The organism is Pseudomonas sp. MYb185 (genome assembly GCF_002979975.1).
In the GTDB taxonomy this organism is placed as follows: Bacteria; Pseudomonadota; Gammaproteobacteria; order Pseudomonadales; family Pseudomonadaceae; genus Halopseudomonas.
In genome coordinates, this window is sequence record NZ_PCQD01000004.1 from 185,773 (window position 1) to 201,372 (window position 15,600).

General features: G+C 61.5%; 13 protein-coding genes. 8 read left to right on the plus strand and 5 right to left on the minus strand.

The window, feature by feature from the left end:
• Positions 1 to 28 precede the first annotated feature (28 nt).
• Complete coding sequence (locus tag CQ007_RS07780) at positions 29 to 1,822, plus strand: ABC transporter ATP-binding protein/permease (protein WP_105644821.1); 1,794 nt, start codon at positions 29 to 31, stop codon at positions 1,820 to 1,822.
• Positions 1,823 to 2,128: 306 nt separating this feature from the next.
• Here CQ007_RS07780 and CQ007_RS07785 read toward each other — a convergent pair whose 3' ends face one another.
• A complete protein-coding gene (locus CQ007_RS07785) occupies positions 2,129 to 4,561 on the minus strand; it encodes an acyl-CoA dehydrogenase (RefSeq protein ID WP_105644823.1) in 2,433 nt (810 codons plus the stop codon).
• A 169-nt stretch (positions 4,562 to 4,730) separates the two neighbouring features.
• Complete coding sequence (locus tag CQ007_RS07790; RefSeq protein ID WP_105644825.1) at positions 4,731 to 6,044, minus strand: MFS transporter; 1,314 nt, start codon at positions 6,042 to 6,044, stop codon at positions 4,731 to 4,733.
• A 176-nt stretch (positions 6,045 to 6,220) separates the two neighbouring features.
• Between CQ007_RS07790 and CQ007_RS07795 the strand changes: the two genes are divergently transcribed.
• From CQ007_RS07795 to queF, 3 genes are all read left to right on the plus strand, one after another.
• Complete coding sequence (locus CQ007_RS07795) at positions 6,221 to 7,153, plus strand: ABC transporter ATP-binding protein (RefSeq protein WP_105644827.1); 933 nt, start codon at positions 6,221 to 6,223, stop codon at positions 7,151 to 7,153.
• Between the two features lie 2 nt (positions 7,154 to 7,155).
• Positions 7,156 to 7,932, plus strand: a complete 777-nt coding sequence (locus CQ007_RS07800) for an ABC transporter permease (protein WP_371919813.1) — start codon at positions 7,156 to 7,158, stop codon at positions 7,930 to 7,932.
• A 227-nt stretch (positions 7,933 to 8,159) separates the two neighbouring features.
• Positions 8,160 to 8,993 carry an NADPH-dependent 7-cyano-7-deazaguanine reductase QueF gene (gene queF / locus CQ007_RS07805; RefSeq protein ID WP_105644831.1) on the plus strand — a complete coding sequence of 278 codons (834 nt, stop codon included), beginning with the start codon at positions 8,160 to 8,162 and terminating at the stop codon, positions 8,991 to 8,993.
• Between the two features lie 39 nt (positions 8,994 to 9,032).
• Here queF and CQ007_RS07810 read toward each other — a convergent pair whose 3' ends face one another.
• A complete protein-coding gene (locus tag CQ007_RS07810; protein ID WP_105644833.1) occupies positions 9,033 to 9,311 on the minus strand; it encodes a DUF4404 family protein in 279 nt (92 codons plus the stop codon).
• Positions 9,312 to 9,542: 231 nt separating this feature from the next.
• Between CQ007_RS07810 and CQ007_RS07815 the strand changes: the two genes are divergently transcribed.
• The 3 genes from CQ007_RS07815 (at position 9,543) to rssC (ending at position 12,124) form a co-directional block, all read left to right on the plus strand.
• A complete protein-coding gene (locus CQ007_RS07815) occupies positions 9,543 to 10,268 on the plus strand; it encodes a VacJ family lipoprotein (RefSeq protein WP_105644835.1) in 726 nt (241 codons plus the stop codon).
• Positions 10,269 to 10,448: 180 nt separating this feature from the next.
• Positions 10,449 to 11,639 carry a PP2C family protein-serine/threonine phosphatase gene (locus tag CQ007_RS07820; protein ID WP_105644837.1) on the plus strand — a complete coding sequence of 397 codons (1,191 nt, stop codon included), beginning with the start codon at positions 10,449 to 10,451 and terminating at the stop codon, positions 11,637 to 11,639.
• The gene (gene rssC / locus CQ007_RS07825) at positions 11,639 to 12,124 is read left to right on the plus strand and encodes an anti-sigma factor antagonist RssC (RefSeq protein ID WP_105645256.1); all 486 of its coding nucleotides are present in this window, start codon (positions 11,639 to 11,641) and stop codon (positions 12,122 to 12,124) included. Before CQ007_RS07820 ends, rssC begins: the two co-directional genes overlap by 1 nt.
• Here rssC and tal read toward each other — a convergent pair.
• Entirely contained in the window at positions 12,113 to 13,063 is a 951-nt protein-coding gene (tal, locus tag CQ007_RS07830; protein ID WP_105644839.1) for a transaldolase, read from the minus strand. The two genes, rssC and tal, sit on opposite strands and share 12 nt — an antisense overlap.
• Positions 13,064 to 13,583: 520 nt before the next feature.
• Positions 13,584 to 14,606 carry a tRNA dihydrouridine(20/20a) synthase DusA gene (dusA, locus tag CQ007_RS07835; RefSeq protein ID WP_105645258.1) on the minus strand — a complete coding sequence of 341 codons (1,023 nt, stop codon included), beginning with the start codon at positions 14,604 to 14,606 and terminating at the stop codon, positions 13,584 to 13,586.
• Positions 14,607 to 14,985: 379 nt separating this feature from the next.
• Here dusA and CQ007_RS07840 point away from each other — a divergent pair, with 379 nt between their 5' ends.
• The gene (locus CQ007_RS07840) at positions 14,986 to 15,585 is read left to right on the plus strand and encodes a penicillin-binding protein activator LpoB (RefSeq protein WP_218278849.1); all 600 of its coding nucleotides are present in this window, start codon (positions 14,986 to 14,988) and stop codon (positions 15,583 to 15,585) included.
• Positions 15,586 to 15,600 lie beyond the last annotated feature (15 nt).

Genomic DNA, 15,600 nt, shown 5'->3' on the forward strand with positions numbered 1-15,600 from the left:
CTGGCTTCGTTGTCCGCCGAGGCCTCCCATGCGTTCCCTGTCCGACAAGTCCTATACCGGTGGTCCGGTCAACTGGCGGATCATCCGCAGTCTGCTTCCTTATCTGAGCGAATTCCGTGGTCGTGTGCTGCTGGCATTGGGTTGCCTGATCCTGGCCAAGCTGGCAGGGGTCGCTGTGCCCTGGATGCTCAAGCTGATCGTCGAGCATTATGAAACTGTTACCGATGCGCTGATCCTGGTTCCGGTGGCTCTGCTGGCCGGCTACGGGCTGCTGCGCTTCGCCTCGGTATTCTTTTCCGAACTGCGTGACGCGGTATTCGCCCGGGTCGCCGAGCGTGCCATGCGGCGCATTTCACTCAAGGTATTCGAACATCTGCACCGGCTGGATCTGGGGTTTCATCTGTCGCGGCGCACCGGTGGGCTGGCTCGGGATATCGAGCGCGGCACCAGCGGTATCAGCTTTCTACTGCGTTTCATGGTGTTCAATATCCTGCCGACGTTGCTGGAGATCGGCCTGATTGCCGCCATCCTGTTGCTCAACTTCAGTCCGATCTACGCGCTGACCGTGCTCGGCTCGGTGGTGGTCTATGCCCTGTTCACTATCGTCTTCACCGAGTGGCGCAACCGCTTCGTGCGTGAGAGCAATCAACTGGACAACCGCTCCAATACCCGGGCGGTGGACAGCCTGCTGAACTACGAAACGGTGAAGTATTTCGGCAACGAGCAGTTCGAGGCCCGCCAGTACGATGTGCACCTGGCCAACTGGGAGGCGGCGCGCATGAAGACGCGGCTGTCGCTGGCGGCGCTGAACTCCGGGCAGGCGCTGATCATCGCCGGTTCGGTCACCCTGTTGATGGTGCTGGCGGCGCGGCAGGTGTCCGCCGGCGCCATGACCCTGGGCGAGCTGGTGATGATCAATGCCTACATGATCCAGCTGTTCATTCCGCTGAACTTTCTCGGTTTCATCTACCGGGAGATCCGCGAGGCACTGATCAATATCGAGCGCCTGTTCGGCCTGTTGCAGGCGCCGGTGCGGGTGGTCGATGCGGCGGAGGCGCCGGCGCTGCAGGTCGGTGGTGGGCAGGTGCGCTTCGACAATGTGGGCTTCGCCTATCAGGCGGACCGACCCATATTGCAGGGTGTCAGCATTACCATTCCGGCAGGCCAGACGCTGGCCGTGGTCGGCCCCAGTGGCGGGGGCAAGTCCACGCTGGCGCGCCTGCTGTTCCGTTTCTATGATGTGGACGCTGGCGCCATCAGCATCGACGGGCAGGATATCCGCAGTGTCAGCCAGCAGAGCCTGCGCCAGCACATCGGCGTGGTGCCGCAGGATACCGTGCTGTTCAACGACACCATCGGCTACAACATCGCCTACGGCAAGCCGGAGGCAAGCGAGGCGGATATCTGGAAAGCGCTGCGTATGGCGCAGCTGGAAGATTTCGTCAAACGCTTGCCGGAGGGGCTGGAGACACAGGTCGGTGAGCGCGGGCTGAAGCTCTCCGGTGGCGAGAAACAGCGCATCGCCATCGCCCGGGTACTGCTCAAGAATCCACCGATACTGATTCTCGATGAGGCCACTGCCTCACTGGATACACACTCCGAGCGGCGTATTCTGGATGCGCTCAACCTGGTGGCGCAGCGACGCACGACCCTGGCCATCGCCCACCGGTTATCGACCATTATCCATGCCGAGCAGATCCTGGTGCTGGATCAGGGGCGGGTGGTGGAGCAGGGTAATCACCAGCAATTGCTGGCCGCCGGTGGCGCCTATGCGCGGCTATGGGCGGAGCAGCTGCGACATGGGGAGAGCAGCAGGGGGTAGCATCTCGCCCGGTCCGTGTTCGGGGCTCGACCCACACCAGGATTTGGTTAGGAGGCAGTGGGCTGTCGAGTGGGGCCTTGGTGACCAGCAGCCGTTGCAGAACGCGCACCCCGCCATCCATGGCGCTCGTCTACGGCCGTCCCTGGCCGCAGACGGTTCTGCAACGGCTGCTGGTCACCAAGGCCTGCGACTCTCGGCACTTGTCGTGCAGCAAACCTTGGGGTGTAGCGCCCCCGGTCCGCGTTCGGCGCTACGCCTGAAAGTGCTTCGGTCGTCGAGCAGGCGCTCGACAACCCAGGAGATGGATTAGCGCGGCGTCATCTCCTCCTGGGAAAAGTCATCCACTTCGATCACTGCGCGGCGGGCCAGCCGGGCATCGCGGACCTTCTGTGCTTCGTCCGGGCTGATCACACCGCTTTCGGCGGCCACCGCAAGCGGATCGGCGTCGCTGTCATGTTGCAGTTCGCCGGAACGCTGAGCCTTGCTCAGTCGCAGCTCGATGGGATCGGCCAGGATTACCTTGTCCAGCGTGTTGTTCAGCAGGCCGGTGACATCCTCGGGGTCGTTGCTGCGATAGCAGCCTTCCAGCAATCGATCACGCGAGGCGCCGGGCGTCATCAGCCGTCGCGCTACTTCCCGGCCGGTGATATCGGCCGGCGGCTTGAGCCGGCGGCCGAGCGGGAAGATCAGCACGCGCAGGGCGATGCCTACGCAGCGGTCAGGGAAGTTGAGCAGGATCTCATGCATGGCCTGTTCGGTCTTCACCAGCAGGTCCTCCACGCCCCAGCGCAGCAGCGGCAGGTCTTCCTCCGGTTCGCCCTGGTCGTGATAGTGCTTGAGCGTGGCGCTGGCCAGATAGATGAAGCTGAGTACGTCGCCGAGCCGCGCCGACAGCCGCTCGCGGCGCTTCAGCTCGCCGCCGAGCATCAGCATGGTGGTATCGGTCAGGGTGGCGAATGCCGCCGACAGACGTGACAACTGGCGATAATAGCCGCGGGTGTCGGCGTTGCCCGGGGTCTTGACCAAGACGCCGCAGGTCAGTCCCAGCAGCAGGCTGCCAGCGGCATTGCCCAGTGCATGGCCGATATGCTCATACAGCAGGGCATCGAAACGGGCGATGGCCTGTTCCTGGTCGGGGTCCTGGGTGGCGAGCATTTCCTGCAGCACATAGGGATGGCTGCGAATGGCGCCCTGACCGAAGATCATCATGCTGCGGGTGAGGATATTGGCGCCTTCCACGGTGATGGAAATCGGTATCGACTGATAGCCGCGGCCCAGATAGTTCTTCGGCCCCATGCAGATGCCCTTGCCACCATGCACATCCATGGCATCGTTCAGGCACTGGCGCATGCGTTCGGTGATGTGGTACTTGACCACGCCGGACAGCACTGCGGGCTTCTCGCCGAGGTCCACCGCGCCGGCGGTCATGCTGCGGGCTGCGTCCATCACGTAGGTGTTGCCACCGATGCGCGCCAGCGCTTCCTGTACTCCCTCGAACTCGCCGATGGGCAGGTTGAACTGGCGACGAATCCGCGCATAGGCGCCGGTGGTCATGCTGGCCATCTTGGCGGCACCGGTGCCACCGGCGGGCAGGGAAATGGAGCGCCCGACCGCCAGGCAGTTCATCAGCATCTTCCAGCCGTGGCCGATCATATGCTGCCCGCCGATCAGGTAATCCATCGGGATGAACACGTCCTTGCCGGAGTTCGGGCCGTTCATGAAGGCTGCATTGAGCGGAAAGTGGCGCCGGCCGATCTCGACGCCGTCGGTATCGGTAGGGATCAGAGCCAGGCTGATGCCCAGTTCTTCCCGGTCGCCGAGCAGGCCGTCGGGGTCGTAGACTTTGAAGGCCAACCCCAGCAGGGTGGCGACCGGGCCGAGGGTGATGTAGCGCTTCTCCCAGGTGACGCTCAGGCCCAGCACTTCCTGGCCCTGCCACTGGCCGCGGCAGACGATGCCGCGGTCGGGCATGGCGCCGGCGTCGGAGCCGGCCTCTGGCGAGGTCAGGGCAAAACAGGGTACTTCCTGGCCGGCGGCCAGGCGTGGCAGGTAATACTGCTTCTGGGCGTCGGTGCCGTACTGCATCAGCAGCTCGGCGGGGCCCAGGGAGTTGGGAACCATGATGGTCGAGCCCAGGTCACCGCTGCGGCTGGCCAGTTTCATGGCGACCTGCGAATGGGCATAGGCGGAAAAGCCCTTGCCACCATATTCCCTGGGGATGATCAGGCCGAAGAAGCCGTTGCTCTTGATGAACTGCCACACCGGCTCCGGCAGGTCCTGCAGTTGGGTGGTGACCTGCCACTCGTTGGTCATGCGGCACAGTTCTTCCACCGGGCCATCGAGAAATGCCTGCTCTTCGGCGGTCAGGGTCGGCTTGGGATAGCTGTGCAGCTTGTCCCAGTCGGGACGGCCACTGAAGATCTCCCCATCCCACCAGACGGTACCGGCATCCAGTGCTTCCTGCTCGGTATCGGATATCGGCGGCAGCACCTTCCTGAACCAGTGGAACAGTGGGGTGGTGATGCTTCTGCGGCGCCAATCGGTGAGGTTCAGGGGGATGGCGATACCGAGAAACAGCGCCCAGAGGATCAGGTCCAGCAGCCAGTGCACCGGGCCGAGCAGGGTCATCGCCAGCAGATAGGCACCGACCACTACAGAACCATTGAGCAGGCCACTGCGGACCCAGGCCAGCACGGCAATACAGAGAATCAGACCCAGCAGCCAGAGCAGGGTGAGCATGAAGCACTCCTTTCAGCGTTGAAATACAGCCTTTAGCATAGTCGGTTTGGCCGGGCGTTGCGGCCTGGGCTGTAACGGAATATCACCGCGCCGGGGCGGAACAGGGAAGGAGAGGGGGGAGAAAGGGCGGGACAACGCCGCGGAGGCGTTGTCCCGGTAGGGCTGGTGTTCAGGGTTCGATGTGCGCGCTGTCGTACTTGATGGTCTTGCCGGCCAGGTAGTAGTGGAAGCAGGCCCAGATATTCGCCAATGCCGCGACGATCAGCGCATAGCGCAGGCTTTCCATTCCATATGCACTGCTCATCAGGTCGCTGGCCAGACCGATCAGCTGCGGGCCGAAACCGAGGCCGAACAGGTTGAGGATCAGCAGCATGATTGCCGAGGCCAGCGCACGGCTGCGCAGCGGCGTCAGACTCTGGATCATGGCGAAGCTGGGGCCGAGATAGAAGGCGCCCAGGAACACCGCCGGGATATAGGCAGCCAGTGCCCACATGGTGTTGTCGATGGTATAGAAGGCGATGACGAACGGAACCGCACAGACCTTCGCCAGACCGACGATCCACGCGTTCCAGCTCTGGTTGCGCGCCGCCAGCTTGTCCGCCAACAGGCCGCCGACCCAGGCGCCCAGACCGCCGACGATGCCCATCATCGGCCCCAGCAGCAGACCCACCTGACCGGCGGTCAGGCCGTGGCTGCGCATCAGGAAGGCCGGATTCCAGACGATGGTCCCGTAGCCGACCAGCGCGGTCAGGGTGACACCGATCACCACATGGCGGGTGGTACGTACGCGCCACAGTACTGCCATGCCGGCCTTGACGCTGACCTTGCCGCGCGGTGGCGGCGGTACCCCGTCGGCAAAGCCGCGCGGCGGCTCGATCATGGTGAAGCGGACCAGCAGGGCGATCAGCAGGCCGGGCATGCCGACGATGAAGAAGGCCGCACGCCAGCCCCAGGCATCGGCCACGAAGCCGCCGACGATGAAGCCGATCATGATGCCGAAGTACACCCCCAGCGAGTAGAGGGCCATGGCGCTGGAGCGTTTTTCCTTCGGATACAGGTCCGAGAGCATGGAATGCGAGGGCGGGCTGGAGCCGGCTTCGCCGATGCCGACGCCGATACGGGCGGCGGCCAGTTGCCAGAAATTCTGTGCCAGGCCGCAGACAGCGGTCATCAGACTCCAGATGGCGATGGCCCAGGCGATGATGTTGCGGCGGTTGGAGCGGTCGGCCCAGATCGCGATCGGAATGCCGAGGGTGGCGTAGAACAGGGCGAAGGCGATACCGGACAAAAAGCCGAGCTGGGTATCGGACAGCAGCAGATCGGCCTTGAGCGGCTGGATCAGGATGCCGACGATATTGCGGTCAACGTGGCTGGAGGTATAGGCCAACACCAGAATGAACAGTGCATATCGCCGGTACGCCGGGGTGATGCGACTGGCAAAGTCGTCCTTGGCAGGTGCCGATGTTTCTGGCGCTTGGGACATGAAGCGTCTCCGTATGTGTGGTTATTCTTGTCACGTTGAAGCATACGGCTGGGTACCGGTGACCACAATCGACCGACCAGTCACATTTGTAGAACTTTTGTAATTGCCAGCGTGGCTTGAATACGCGATTTTCACCCCCATATCCTCTGGCTGATCGCTGGATTAAGGATGTATGCATGACGGCTGCAATTACGATTCGCGGGCTTGAAAAAACCTACCCCAATGGCATGCGCGCCCTGAAGGGGATGGATCTGGAGGTGGCGCAGGGTGACTTCTTCGCTCTGCTCGGTCCCAACGGAGCCGGCAAGTCCACGACCATCGGCATCCTGTCGTCGCTGGTCAGCAAGAGTGCTGGCAAGGTCAGCATCTTCGGCCACGACCTGGATACCGATCTGATGGCGGCCAAGCGCTGCATTGGCGTGGTGCCGCAGGAATTCAATTTCAGCCAGTTCGAGAAGAGCCAGGATATCCTGGTCAATCAGGCCGGCTACTACGGCATTCCGGCTGGCGAGGCGCGCGAGCGGTCCGAGCATTTCCTGCGCCGGCTGAACCTGTGGGACAAGCGCAATGTGGCCTCGCGCATGCTGTCCGGTGGCATGAAGCGGCGGCTGATGATCGCCCGCGCGCTGATCCATGAGCCGCGGCTGCTGATTCTCGATGAACCGACTGCCGGGGTGGATATCGAGATCCGTCGCTCGATGTGGCAATTCCTCGAGGAGATCAACGCCCAGGGGGTGACCATCATCCTGACCACCCATTACCTGGAAGAGGCCGAGCAGTTGTGCCGCAACATCGCCATCATCGATGGCGGGCAGATCATCCACAACACCAGCATGCGTGAGCTGCTCAAGGAGTTGCAGGTCGAGACCTTCCTGCTCGACTGCCGCGACGCACTGGTCGAGCCGCCCGCGCTCGGCGGCTATCCCTGTGCGCTGGTGGATGATCACACCCTGGAGGTGCAGGTGGACAGGGAGCAGGGCATGAACGGGCTGTTCGCCGAACTGGCCACGCAGGACATCGAGGTACTGAGCCTGCGCAACAAGAGCAACCGGCTGGAGGAACTGTTCCTGCGTCTGGTGGATGGCAATGCGCAGAAGGGAGTGGCATGAACATGAATTACTGGCGCAACAGCTGGGTCGCCTTCAGCACCATCCTGTTCAAGGAAATCCGTCGTTTCACCCGGATATGGCCGCAGACGCTGCTGCCGCCGGGTATCACCATGGCCCTGTACTTCGTCATCTTCGGTAACCTGATCGGCCGGCGTATCGGTGACATGGGCGGGTTCACCTACATCGACTACATCGTGCCCGGGCTGATCATGATGGCGGTGATCACCAACAGCTATTCCAACGTGGTATCGAGCTTCTTCAGCACCAAGTTCCAGCGCTCCATCGAGGAACTGATGGTGGCACCGGTGTCACCGCACGTGATCCTGCTGGGCTACACCCTGGGCGGCGTCGCCCGCGGGCTGGCGGTAGGCCTGATCGTCACGCTGATGTCGCTGTTCTTCACCCGCCTGCAGGTGCAGCACATCGGCTTGACGATCGCCGTGGTGTTCCTCACCTCGCTGGTGTTTTCCCTCGGTGGTTTCATCAATGCGGTATACGCGCGCAGCTTCGATGACATCTCCATCGTGCCGACCTTCGTGCTGACGCCGCTGACCTATCTTGGCGGGGTGTTCTACTCGATCAACCTGCTGCCCGAGTTCTGGCAGAGCGTATCGCTGATCAACCCCATCCTGCACATGGTCAATGCCTTCCGCTTCGGCATCCTGGGTGTATCGGACATCAATATCGGCGTCGCCCTGTTACTGATGATGGTGTTCGTGGTGGGACTCTATCTGTTCAGCTACCGCCTGCTGGTGCGCGGTACCGGTCTGCGCCAGTAGTGACCCTGCCGTCGAGCGGGCGCTCGACAGCCCGAGGGAGTGTGGCACGCCTGCCCAGACGCCGCGCCTAGGGGTGTAGCGCCCCGGTCCGCGTTCGGGCGCTACGCCTTGGGTGCCTGACCGCAGACGCTGTCTTGCCGCTTGCCAGCACTCCCCGAGGGAACAGCCCCTAGGCCTGATGCCCCGCCCAAGGTATGCTTGCGGCTCTCAACCCAGGAGACCCGCAAATGCATCCGGCAGACCAGTCGCCCCTCGGAAAATCCAGCAGTTACAGTGACATCTATACTCCGTCGCTGCTGTATCCGATCCCGCGCCAACCGATCTGGCAAGCGCTCGGGCTGGACCCGGAGCGCTTGCCATTCCATGGTGTGGATGTGTGGAACAGTTACGAGGTGTCCTGGCTGACACCGTCCGGCAAGCCAGAAGTGGCTGCGGTGGAATTCATTTTCCCGGTTACCGCCACGGCTCGCATCGTCGAATCGAAATCCTTCAAGCTGTATCTCAACTCCTTCAACCAGACGGTGTTCAGTGATCGTTCCGAAGTGCTGCGTACCCTCGAATCGGACCTGAGCGTGACTGCCCAGGCTCCGGTGATGGTGCGTCTGCTGAACATGACGCGCCTGCAGCAGGCCGGCATTGCCCGTTTGCCTGGTGAGTGCCTGGATGATCTGGATGTGCAGATCGAGACCTATGACTACTCCCCGCAGTTGCTGCAACTGGCGTCGGGGGGGCGGCACGTGCGGGAAACCCTGCATAGCCACCTGCTCAAGTCCAATTGCCCGGTGACCGGCCAGCCGGACTGGGGCAGTGTGCTGATCAACTACGCCGGGCCGGCGATCGACAGGGCCAGCCTGCTGCGCTATCTGGTGTCCTTCCGTCAGCATGCGGACTTTCATGAGCAGTGTGTCGAGCGCATCTTCCTGGAGTTGAGCAGGCTACTGGGCGAGGGGTATGAACTGACAGTCTATGCGCGCTATCTGCGCCGCGGTGGGCTGGATATCAACCCCTGGCGTTCGACTCAGGCTGGCATGCCGGAAAACCTGCGACTGGCGCGCCAGTAACGAGGAGGGTCCTGCCGGGAGGCAGGACCGGCAGGGGTTTCAGATACCCATGTTCGACAAGGTTTGCACCACGTTCTGCAGCGTCGCGGCCAGGGTCGGATGCCGTTCGGAGAACTCCTCGATCATCAGGTTCACCCCGTCCACCAGACTCGGGTCGTTGACGGCATCCTCATCGGCCTCACGTACCAGCAGGCGGGCTTCGAGGGTATTGGCCAGTGCCTCCAGCGAACTGCGCTCCTCGGCCGAAAGCTGGGTATCCGGATCGTTCAGTGTCTGCTGCAGGGATTCGAGCTGGGCTTTCAGTTGTTCTTCCGGCATTGGGCTACTCCTGTAGGAAAACGCGTTGCTTACACTATAGACTCCGAACCCTGCCGCCGTCTCCCTGCTCGGTCAAGTCATCACTGGGTTGCCGACAACCCCCTGCTTCCCTGACAATCACCGCAAAATCGCTCAGTGGACAGAGGATTTTGGATTACACTGGCGGCCTCTACGCGCGGCATCCGGCGTTTCGATCTGCCGCTCTGGTCCCCAAATGGAGAGTTCTCAATAATGAAGCTATTGAATGCCACCACCTGCAGTCTGCTGGCCGGGGCGCTGGCACTGTCGGTGATCGCTCCCGTGGCGGCAGACGATGACGATTATGACTATGAGGCCGAGTATCGTGATCCCGATCCCTGGGAGCCGATGAACCGGGTGATATTCCGTTTCAACGATACCCTGGATACCTACGCCCTCAAGCCGGTAGCCAAGGGCTACGATCGGGTTATGCCGCAGTTTCTGAATGACGGTGTCACCAATGTATTCAACAACCTCGGTGAGCCGAAGAACCTGATCAACAATACCCTGCAGGGCAAATTCCACGATGCCGGCATCGATCTGGCGCGCTTTCTGATGAACACCACTGTGGGGGTGGTCGGCGTGTTCGACGTGGCCACCCGCATGGGCCTGCAGCGCAACGACGAGGACTTTGGCCAGACCCTGGGCGCCTGGGGTGTGCAGAGCGGCCCCTATGTCATGCTGCCGCTGTTCGGTCCGAGCACGGTGCGCGATGGCAGCGCCTTCGCCCTGGAAGGCTACACCGTTTACAACTACGCAGATACGGATCATGTGCGCACCCGCAACACCGCGGTGGGCCTGGATATCGTCGATACCCGCGCCGGCCTGCTGTCGCAGGAGCGCCTGATCCGCGGTGACAAGTACCGATTCATCCGCAACGCGTGGTTACAGAATCGTGAGTACAAGGTCAAGGATGGGCAGGTAGAGGACGAGTTTTAGGGTCTGTTGCCGTTGCGCCATGCATAGCCTTCCGACGCACTGATCGTCGGGAGGTTGCCTGTACCTGCGGATGGGAGTAATGTCTGCCCCTTGGTAAGGGTCAGGCTCGATTCTGACCTCTAATAAACCCCTGTGGCCGCCAAGCTCAGCCTGGCTTTTCGGCAATGACGTAGGGAATATATGCAGCGTCCCGGCACCACTTTGCTGGTTATTGATGATGACGACCAGGTTCGTCACAGCATCGCGATTCACCTTGAACAGTGTGGTTTCGAGGTTCTGCAGGCCAGTCGTGCTCAAGATGGGCTGTCGCTGGTAATGAGCCAGCATCCCGAGCTGGTGTTGTGCGATCTGCAGATATCGGACATGAGCGGCTTCGAGTTGCTGGAGCAGCTTGGCGAGCGTGGCCCGGACATGCCGGTGATCGTGCTCTCCGCCGATGGGGTCATGAGCGATGTGGTACAAGCCCTGCGTCTGGGTGCCAGCGATTATCTGATCCGTCCCCAGGATGATCTTGAAGTACTGGAGCATGCTGTACGCCGCTCTCTGGATCGTGCTCGCCTGCGCAACGAGAACCAGCGTATCCGCGAGCGTCTGGAACTGGCCAACCACGAACTGGAAAATCATCTGCGCGAACTGCGCGATGACCAGGCGGCAGGTCGCCAGGTGCAGCTCAACATGCTGCCGCCGACGCCTTGGGACAGTGGTGAGTTCTTCTTCGAACACCGCATCATTCCGTCGCTGTATCTCTCCGGCGACTTTGTCGACTACTTCCGTATCTCCGACACTCAGTTGGGCTTCTATCTGGCCGATGTGTCAGGGCATGGTGCTTCTTCCGCTTTCGTCACCGTGCTGCTGAAGTTCATGACCACCCGTCTGCTGTATGAGCAGCGCAAGCAGAAGGAAGAGGGGCCGATCAGCTTCCAGCCTTCCGATGTGCTCGGTCACATCAATCGCAGTCTGATCAGTTGCAAGCTGGGCAAGCACGTGACTATGCTCGGCGGGGTCATCGACGAGGCGCAGCAGACGCTGACCTACAGCATTGGTGGGCATCTGCCGCTACCGGTGCTGGTGGCCGATGGCAAGGCGCAGTATCTGCAGGGCAAGGGCCGACCGGTGGGGCTGTTCGATGACGCCGAGTATGAGAACCACCAGTTGCCGCTGCCGCCGACGTTTTCGCTGACGCTATGCTCTGACGGTGTGCTTGATTGTGTTGAAGGGACTACCCTGAAGGAAAAGGAAGACCGGTTGCCCGCACTGGTGGAGCAGGCGGGCGCAAACATGCAGACCTTCATGCAACTGCTCGGGCTCGAGCAAGCCAAGGTGATGCCGGATGATATCTCAGTGTTGCTGTTGAGCAGGAAACCGGAATGATGACAACAGGCAGGATTCAGTTCGCTGAGTCCGAAGGTACTTTCGTCCTCAAGTTCATTGGCGATGTGCGCCTGACGCTGTGCGCCGCGCTGGATGCCTATATCGAGAAGATTTTCAGCGCCTTGAGTTTCAAGTCCATCGTCATCGACCTGACCGAAACCGACAATATCGACAGCACCTCCCTGGGCCTGCTGGCCAAGCTGTCGATCCTGTCCAAGGAACGGGTCGGCCTGTTGCCGACGCTGGTATCGACCCATGAGGACCTGAACCGCCTGCTGCAGAGCATGGGGTTCGATCAGATTTTCAATATCGTGGCTGAGTCCACGCCCACCGACGCCGAACTCCAGGAGTTGCCTGGCCAGTTGCTGTCCGAGGATCAGGTGAAGGACCGGGTACTGGAGGCCCACCGTATCCTGATGGACCTCAATGAGCATAACCGTACCGCCTTCACCGACCTGGTCAGCACCCTGGAATCAAACGGCTGAGGCCGCCCGTTCCGTCAGCAGCTGTTCGAGCTTGCGCTGATCGGCGGCAAAGGCGCGAATGCCTTCGGCCAGTTTTTCCGTGGCCATCGCATCTTCATTGTGCGCCCAGCGAAACGCGATTTCATCCAGGGGCTGACGCGGATCATCGGACGGGCTGGTCAACAGCGTCGAGGCCGCCAGCGGGCCGGGCTCGCTGGCCAGTTGCTGCAGCAGAGCGGGGCTGATGGTCAGCCGGTCGCAACCACACAGCGCCTCGATCTGACCGATATTGCGGAAGCTGGCGCCCATCACCACCGTGGCGTACAGGTGTTGCTTGTAATAGCGGAATATGCGCGCCACCGACTGCACGCCTGGATCATCCGCGCCCTGATAGTCACGCCCGTCACGCTGCTTGTACCAGTCATGGATGCGCCCGACGAAGGGTGAGATCAGAAATACCCCCGCATCGGCGCAGGCCTGGGCCTGGGCAAAGGAAAACAGCAGCGTCAGGTTGCACTGAATGCCTTCGCGCTCCAGCTCGGCTGCGGCCTGGATGCCTTCCCAGGTGGCGGCGATCTTGATCAGCACCCGGTCCCGGGTCACACCGCCCTGTTCATACAGTTCGATCAGCTTGCGCGCCTTGTCCAGAGTGGCGGCACGGTCGAAGGACAGCCGAGCGTCCACTTCGGTGGAGACGCGTCCGGGTACCAGCTTGACGATCTCGCTGCCCACGGCCACAGCGAAATGATCGCAGGCATCGGCGATCAGTTCATAACTGCCGCTGGCCTGCTGCAGTGCCCGGTCCAGCAAAGGGGCGTAGTCGGCCTGCTGCGCGGCCTTCAGCAGCAGCGAGGGGTTGGTGGTGGCATCCACTGGTTGCAGGGTTCGGATGGCGTCGATGTCGCCGGTATCGGCGACAATCAAGGTGTGCTGACGGAGACTATCCAGTTTGCTTGTCATGATGGCCCGAGGCGGTTGCGAAGAGAGGCCTTCGACCTTACCTCAAGCCTGTTGCAGCGGGCAATGCTGGCGCCCCATGGATTGCCGCGCCCTTCGGGCTCGCAATGACAGTGGAGTAATGGATTGCCGGGTTTCGCTCGTAATGACAGTGGAGTGATGGATTGCCGGGCTTCGCTCGCAATGACAGTGGAGTGATGGATTGCCGGGCTTTGCTCGTAATGACAGTGGAGTGATAGGTTGCCGCGCTTCGCTCGCAATGACAGCGGAGTAATGGCTTGCCAGGCTTCGCTCGTAATGACAGTGGAGTAATGGATTGTCGGGCTTTGCTCGTAATGACAGTGGAGTAATAGGTTGCCGCGCTTCGCTCGCAATGACAGTGGAGTGATGGATTTCCGCGCTTGGCTTGCAATGACAGCGGAGTGATGGACTTCCTGGGCGCGTAAGGCTCTTGCACTACCCGTCATTGCGAGCCCGAAGGGCGCGGCAATCCATACTGCCGGCTAACGCAAATCTTCAGTCATCAAGCACGCATACGCCCAATCATGTCCTCGACTACGTCATCGTATAGTGCCAGCGGCTGTTCGGTACGGTGAATCTCGGTGCTCAATCGCCGGCGGAAATGCCGTGCCCCCGGCAACCCCTGGAACAGTCCGAGGATATGCCGGGTGACATGATGCATGGCCCCTCCTTGCTCGAGATGCGCCGCAATATAGGGTCGCAGTGCCCCGAGCACCTCGATACGGCTGCGCACCGGTGCATCATCCCCATAAAAGCGTCGGTCCACGTCGGCCAGCAGATAGGGGTTGTGATACGCCTCGCGGCCGACCATCACGCCGTCCAGCGTCTGCATGTGCTGCTGCATGGCGTCGAGGTCGGTCAGTCCACCGTTGAGGATGATCTCCAGCTGTGGGAAATCGGCTTTGAGCTGATGCACCACCTCATAGCGCAGCGGTGGAATATCCCGGTTCTCCTTGGGCGACAGCCCCTCCAGAATGGCGATCCGCGCATGCACGATAAAGGTCTGGCAACCGGCCTCATGCACCTGGCCGACAAAATCCACCAGCTGTTCATAGCTGTCGCGTCCATTGATGCCGATCCGGTGCTTGACCGTGACCGGCACGCTGCAGGCATCGAGCATCGCCTTGACCCCGTCGACTACCAGTTGTGGATGACCCATCAGGCAGGCGCCGATCAGGTTGTTCTGTACCCGGTCACTGGGGCAGCCGACATTCAGGTTCACCTCGGCATACCCCGCTTCTTCGGCCAGCCGCGCACACTGCGCCAGCTCCTGCGCGTCGCTGCCGCCCAGTTGCAGCGCCAGCGGCTGTTCCTGCGGGTGATAGCCGAGAAAGCGTGAACGATCCCCATGCAATACCGCGCCGGTGGTGACCATCTCGGTGTACAGCAGGGTATGCCGGGAGATCAGCCGGGCGAAGTAACGATAGTGCCTGTCGGTCCAATCCATCATCGGCGCCACGCTGAAGCGGCGCGACGGGCCGGGGCGCGAAAGGCTGGGCTGTACAGGGCAGGGCAGGATACTCATGTGCTTTGCGGCGGCCTCGGTGGTCATCGTTTGGCGTCGGGTGGGGCTGGCGATCAGCATGGCGGTCATGCTGGGGCTTGTATTCAGGACGGCGCAGTCTATCAAAAAAAGCGGAACCTTTGATCGGGATGGAACGGCATCTCTTTGCATTCGATCCCCAAAAATGGGTATGTCGTAATGACGCAATGATGCTATAAAGCTGCGGAAATGATATTGGATCGCCTTCAGTTGACGATCCGCACAGGCGAACGGTAAGGGATAGCCCGGGTCGATGAGGCTCGCTGCTCTTCACCTATGGAGCCAGCACCTGGCTGGCGGTCTTAGTTCCATGTAGAGGTGACCCATGACGGGAATCCGAGGTTTGGCAATCTGTTCCACAATGGCGCTGCTGTCTGCCTGTGCTACCACCGGGGTGAACAACTCGGCGGGGCGTGCCACCGTGTATGAGGATGTACGCACCAGCAGTTCCATCGTGCAGGGCATAGGCATCGAGTCGCAGGATATCGTGGCGGTAACCGACCGCATGATGCGCGACATGCTGGCCAATCAGTTGCTGGCCGGTCGCAGCCCGGCGCCGCGGGTCATCATCGATTCCCAGTATTTCACCAATGAAAGCTCCTCGCGCATCAACAAGAACATGATTACCGACCGCCTGCGCATCGAGCTGCAACGCGCTGCCCAGGGGCGCATGGTGTTCATCGGTCGCGAATATTCCGGCATGGTCGAGGCCGAGCGTGAGCTCAAGCGCAGTGGCGTCACCGACGCTGGCACCATCCGCAGCACCCGTGGCACCGCCGGCGCGGACTTCCGCCTGGTGGGACGCATCACCTCCGCCGACGCGGTGGACAGCAGCAGCGCACTGACCTCCCGTTACCAGCAGATCTCCTTCGAGATGATCGACCTGGAATACGGCACCGTGGTCTGGGGCGGGCTGTACGAGTTCAAGAAGACCGCGCAGGACGACATCATCTACCGCTAGGCGGTCAGCGACACG

Bases quoted from the DNA above. Each gene is read 5' to 3' on its own strand.
- CQ007_RS07820 (WP_105644837.1), top strand. From the start codon at position 10,449: ATGCAGCGTCCCGGCACCACTTTGCTGGTTATTGATGATGACGACCAG.
- CQ007_RS07790 (WP_105644825.1), bottom strand. From the start codon at position 6,044: ATGTCCCAAGCGCCAGAAACATCGGCACCTGCCAAGGACGACTTTGCC.
- CQ007_RS07795 (WP_105644827.1), top strand. From the start codon at position 6,221: ATGACGGCTGCAATTACGATTCGCGGGCTTGAAAAAACCTACCCCAAT.
- CQ007_RS07780 (WP_105644821.1), top strand. From the start codon at position 29: ATGCGTTCCCTGTCCGACAAGTCCTATACCGGTGGTCCGGTCAACTGG.
- CQ007_RS07840 (WP_218278849.1), top strand. From the start codon at position 14,986: ATGGCGCTGCTGTCTGCCTGTGCTACCACCGGGGTGAACAACTCGGCG.
- rssC (WP_105645256.1), top strand. From the start codon at position 11,639: ATGACAACAGGCAGGATTCAGTTCGCTGAGTCCGAAGGTACTTTCGTC.
- CQ007_RS07785 (WP_105644823.1), bottom strand. From the start codon at position 4,561: ATGCTCACCCTGCTCTGGCTGCTGGGTCTGATTCTCTGTATTGCCGTG.
- dusA (WP_105645258.1), bottom strand. From the start codon at position 14,606: ATGAGTATCCTGCCCTGCCCTGTACAGCCCAGCCTTTCGCGCCCCGGC.
- CQ007_RS07810 (WP_105644833.1), bottom strand. From the start codon at position 9,311: ATGCCGGAAGAACAACTGAAAGCCCAGCTCGAATCCCTGCAGCAGACA.
- CQ007_RS07815 (WP_105644835.1), top strand. From the start codon at position 9,543: ATGAAGCTATTGAATGCCACCACCTGCAGTCTGCTGGCCGGGGCGCTG.
- CQ007_RS07800 (WP_371919813.1), top strand. From the start codon at position 7,156: ATGAATTACTGGCGCAACAGCTGGGTCGCCTTCAGCACCATCCTGTTC.
- tal (WP_105644839.1), bottom strand. From the start codon at position 13,063: ATGACAAGCAAACTGGATAGTCTCCGTCAGCACACCTTGATTGTCGCC.
- queF (WP_105644831.1), top strand. From the start codon at position 8,160: ATGCATCCGGCAGACCAGTCGCCCCTCGGAAAATCCAGCAGTTACAGT.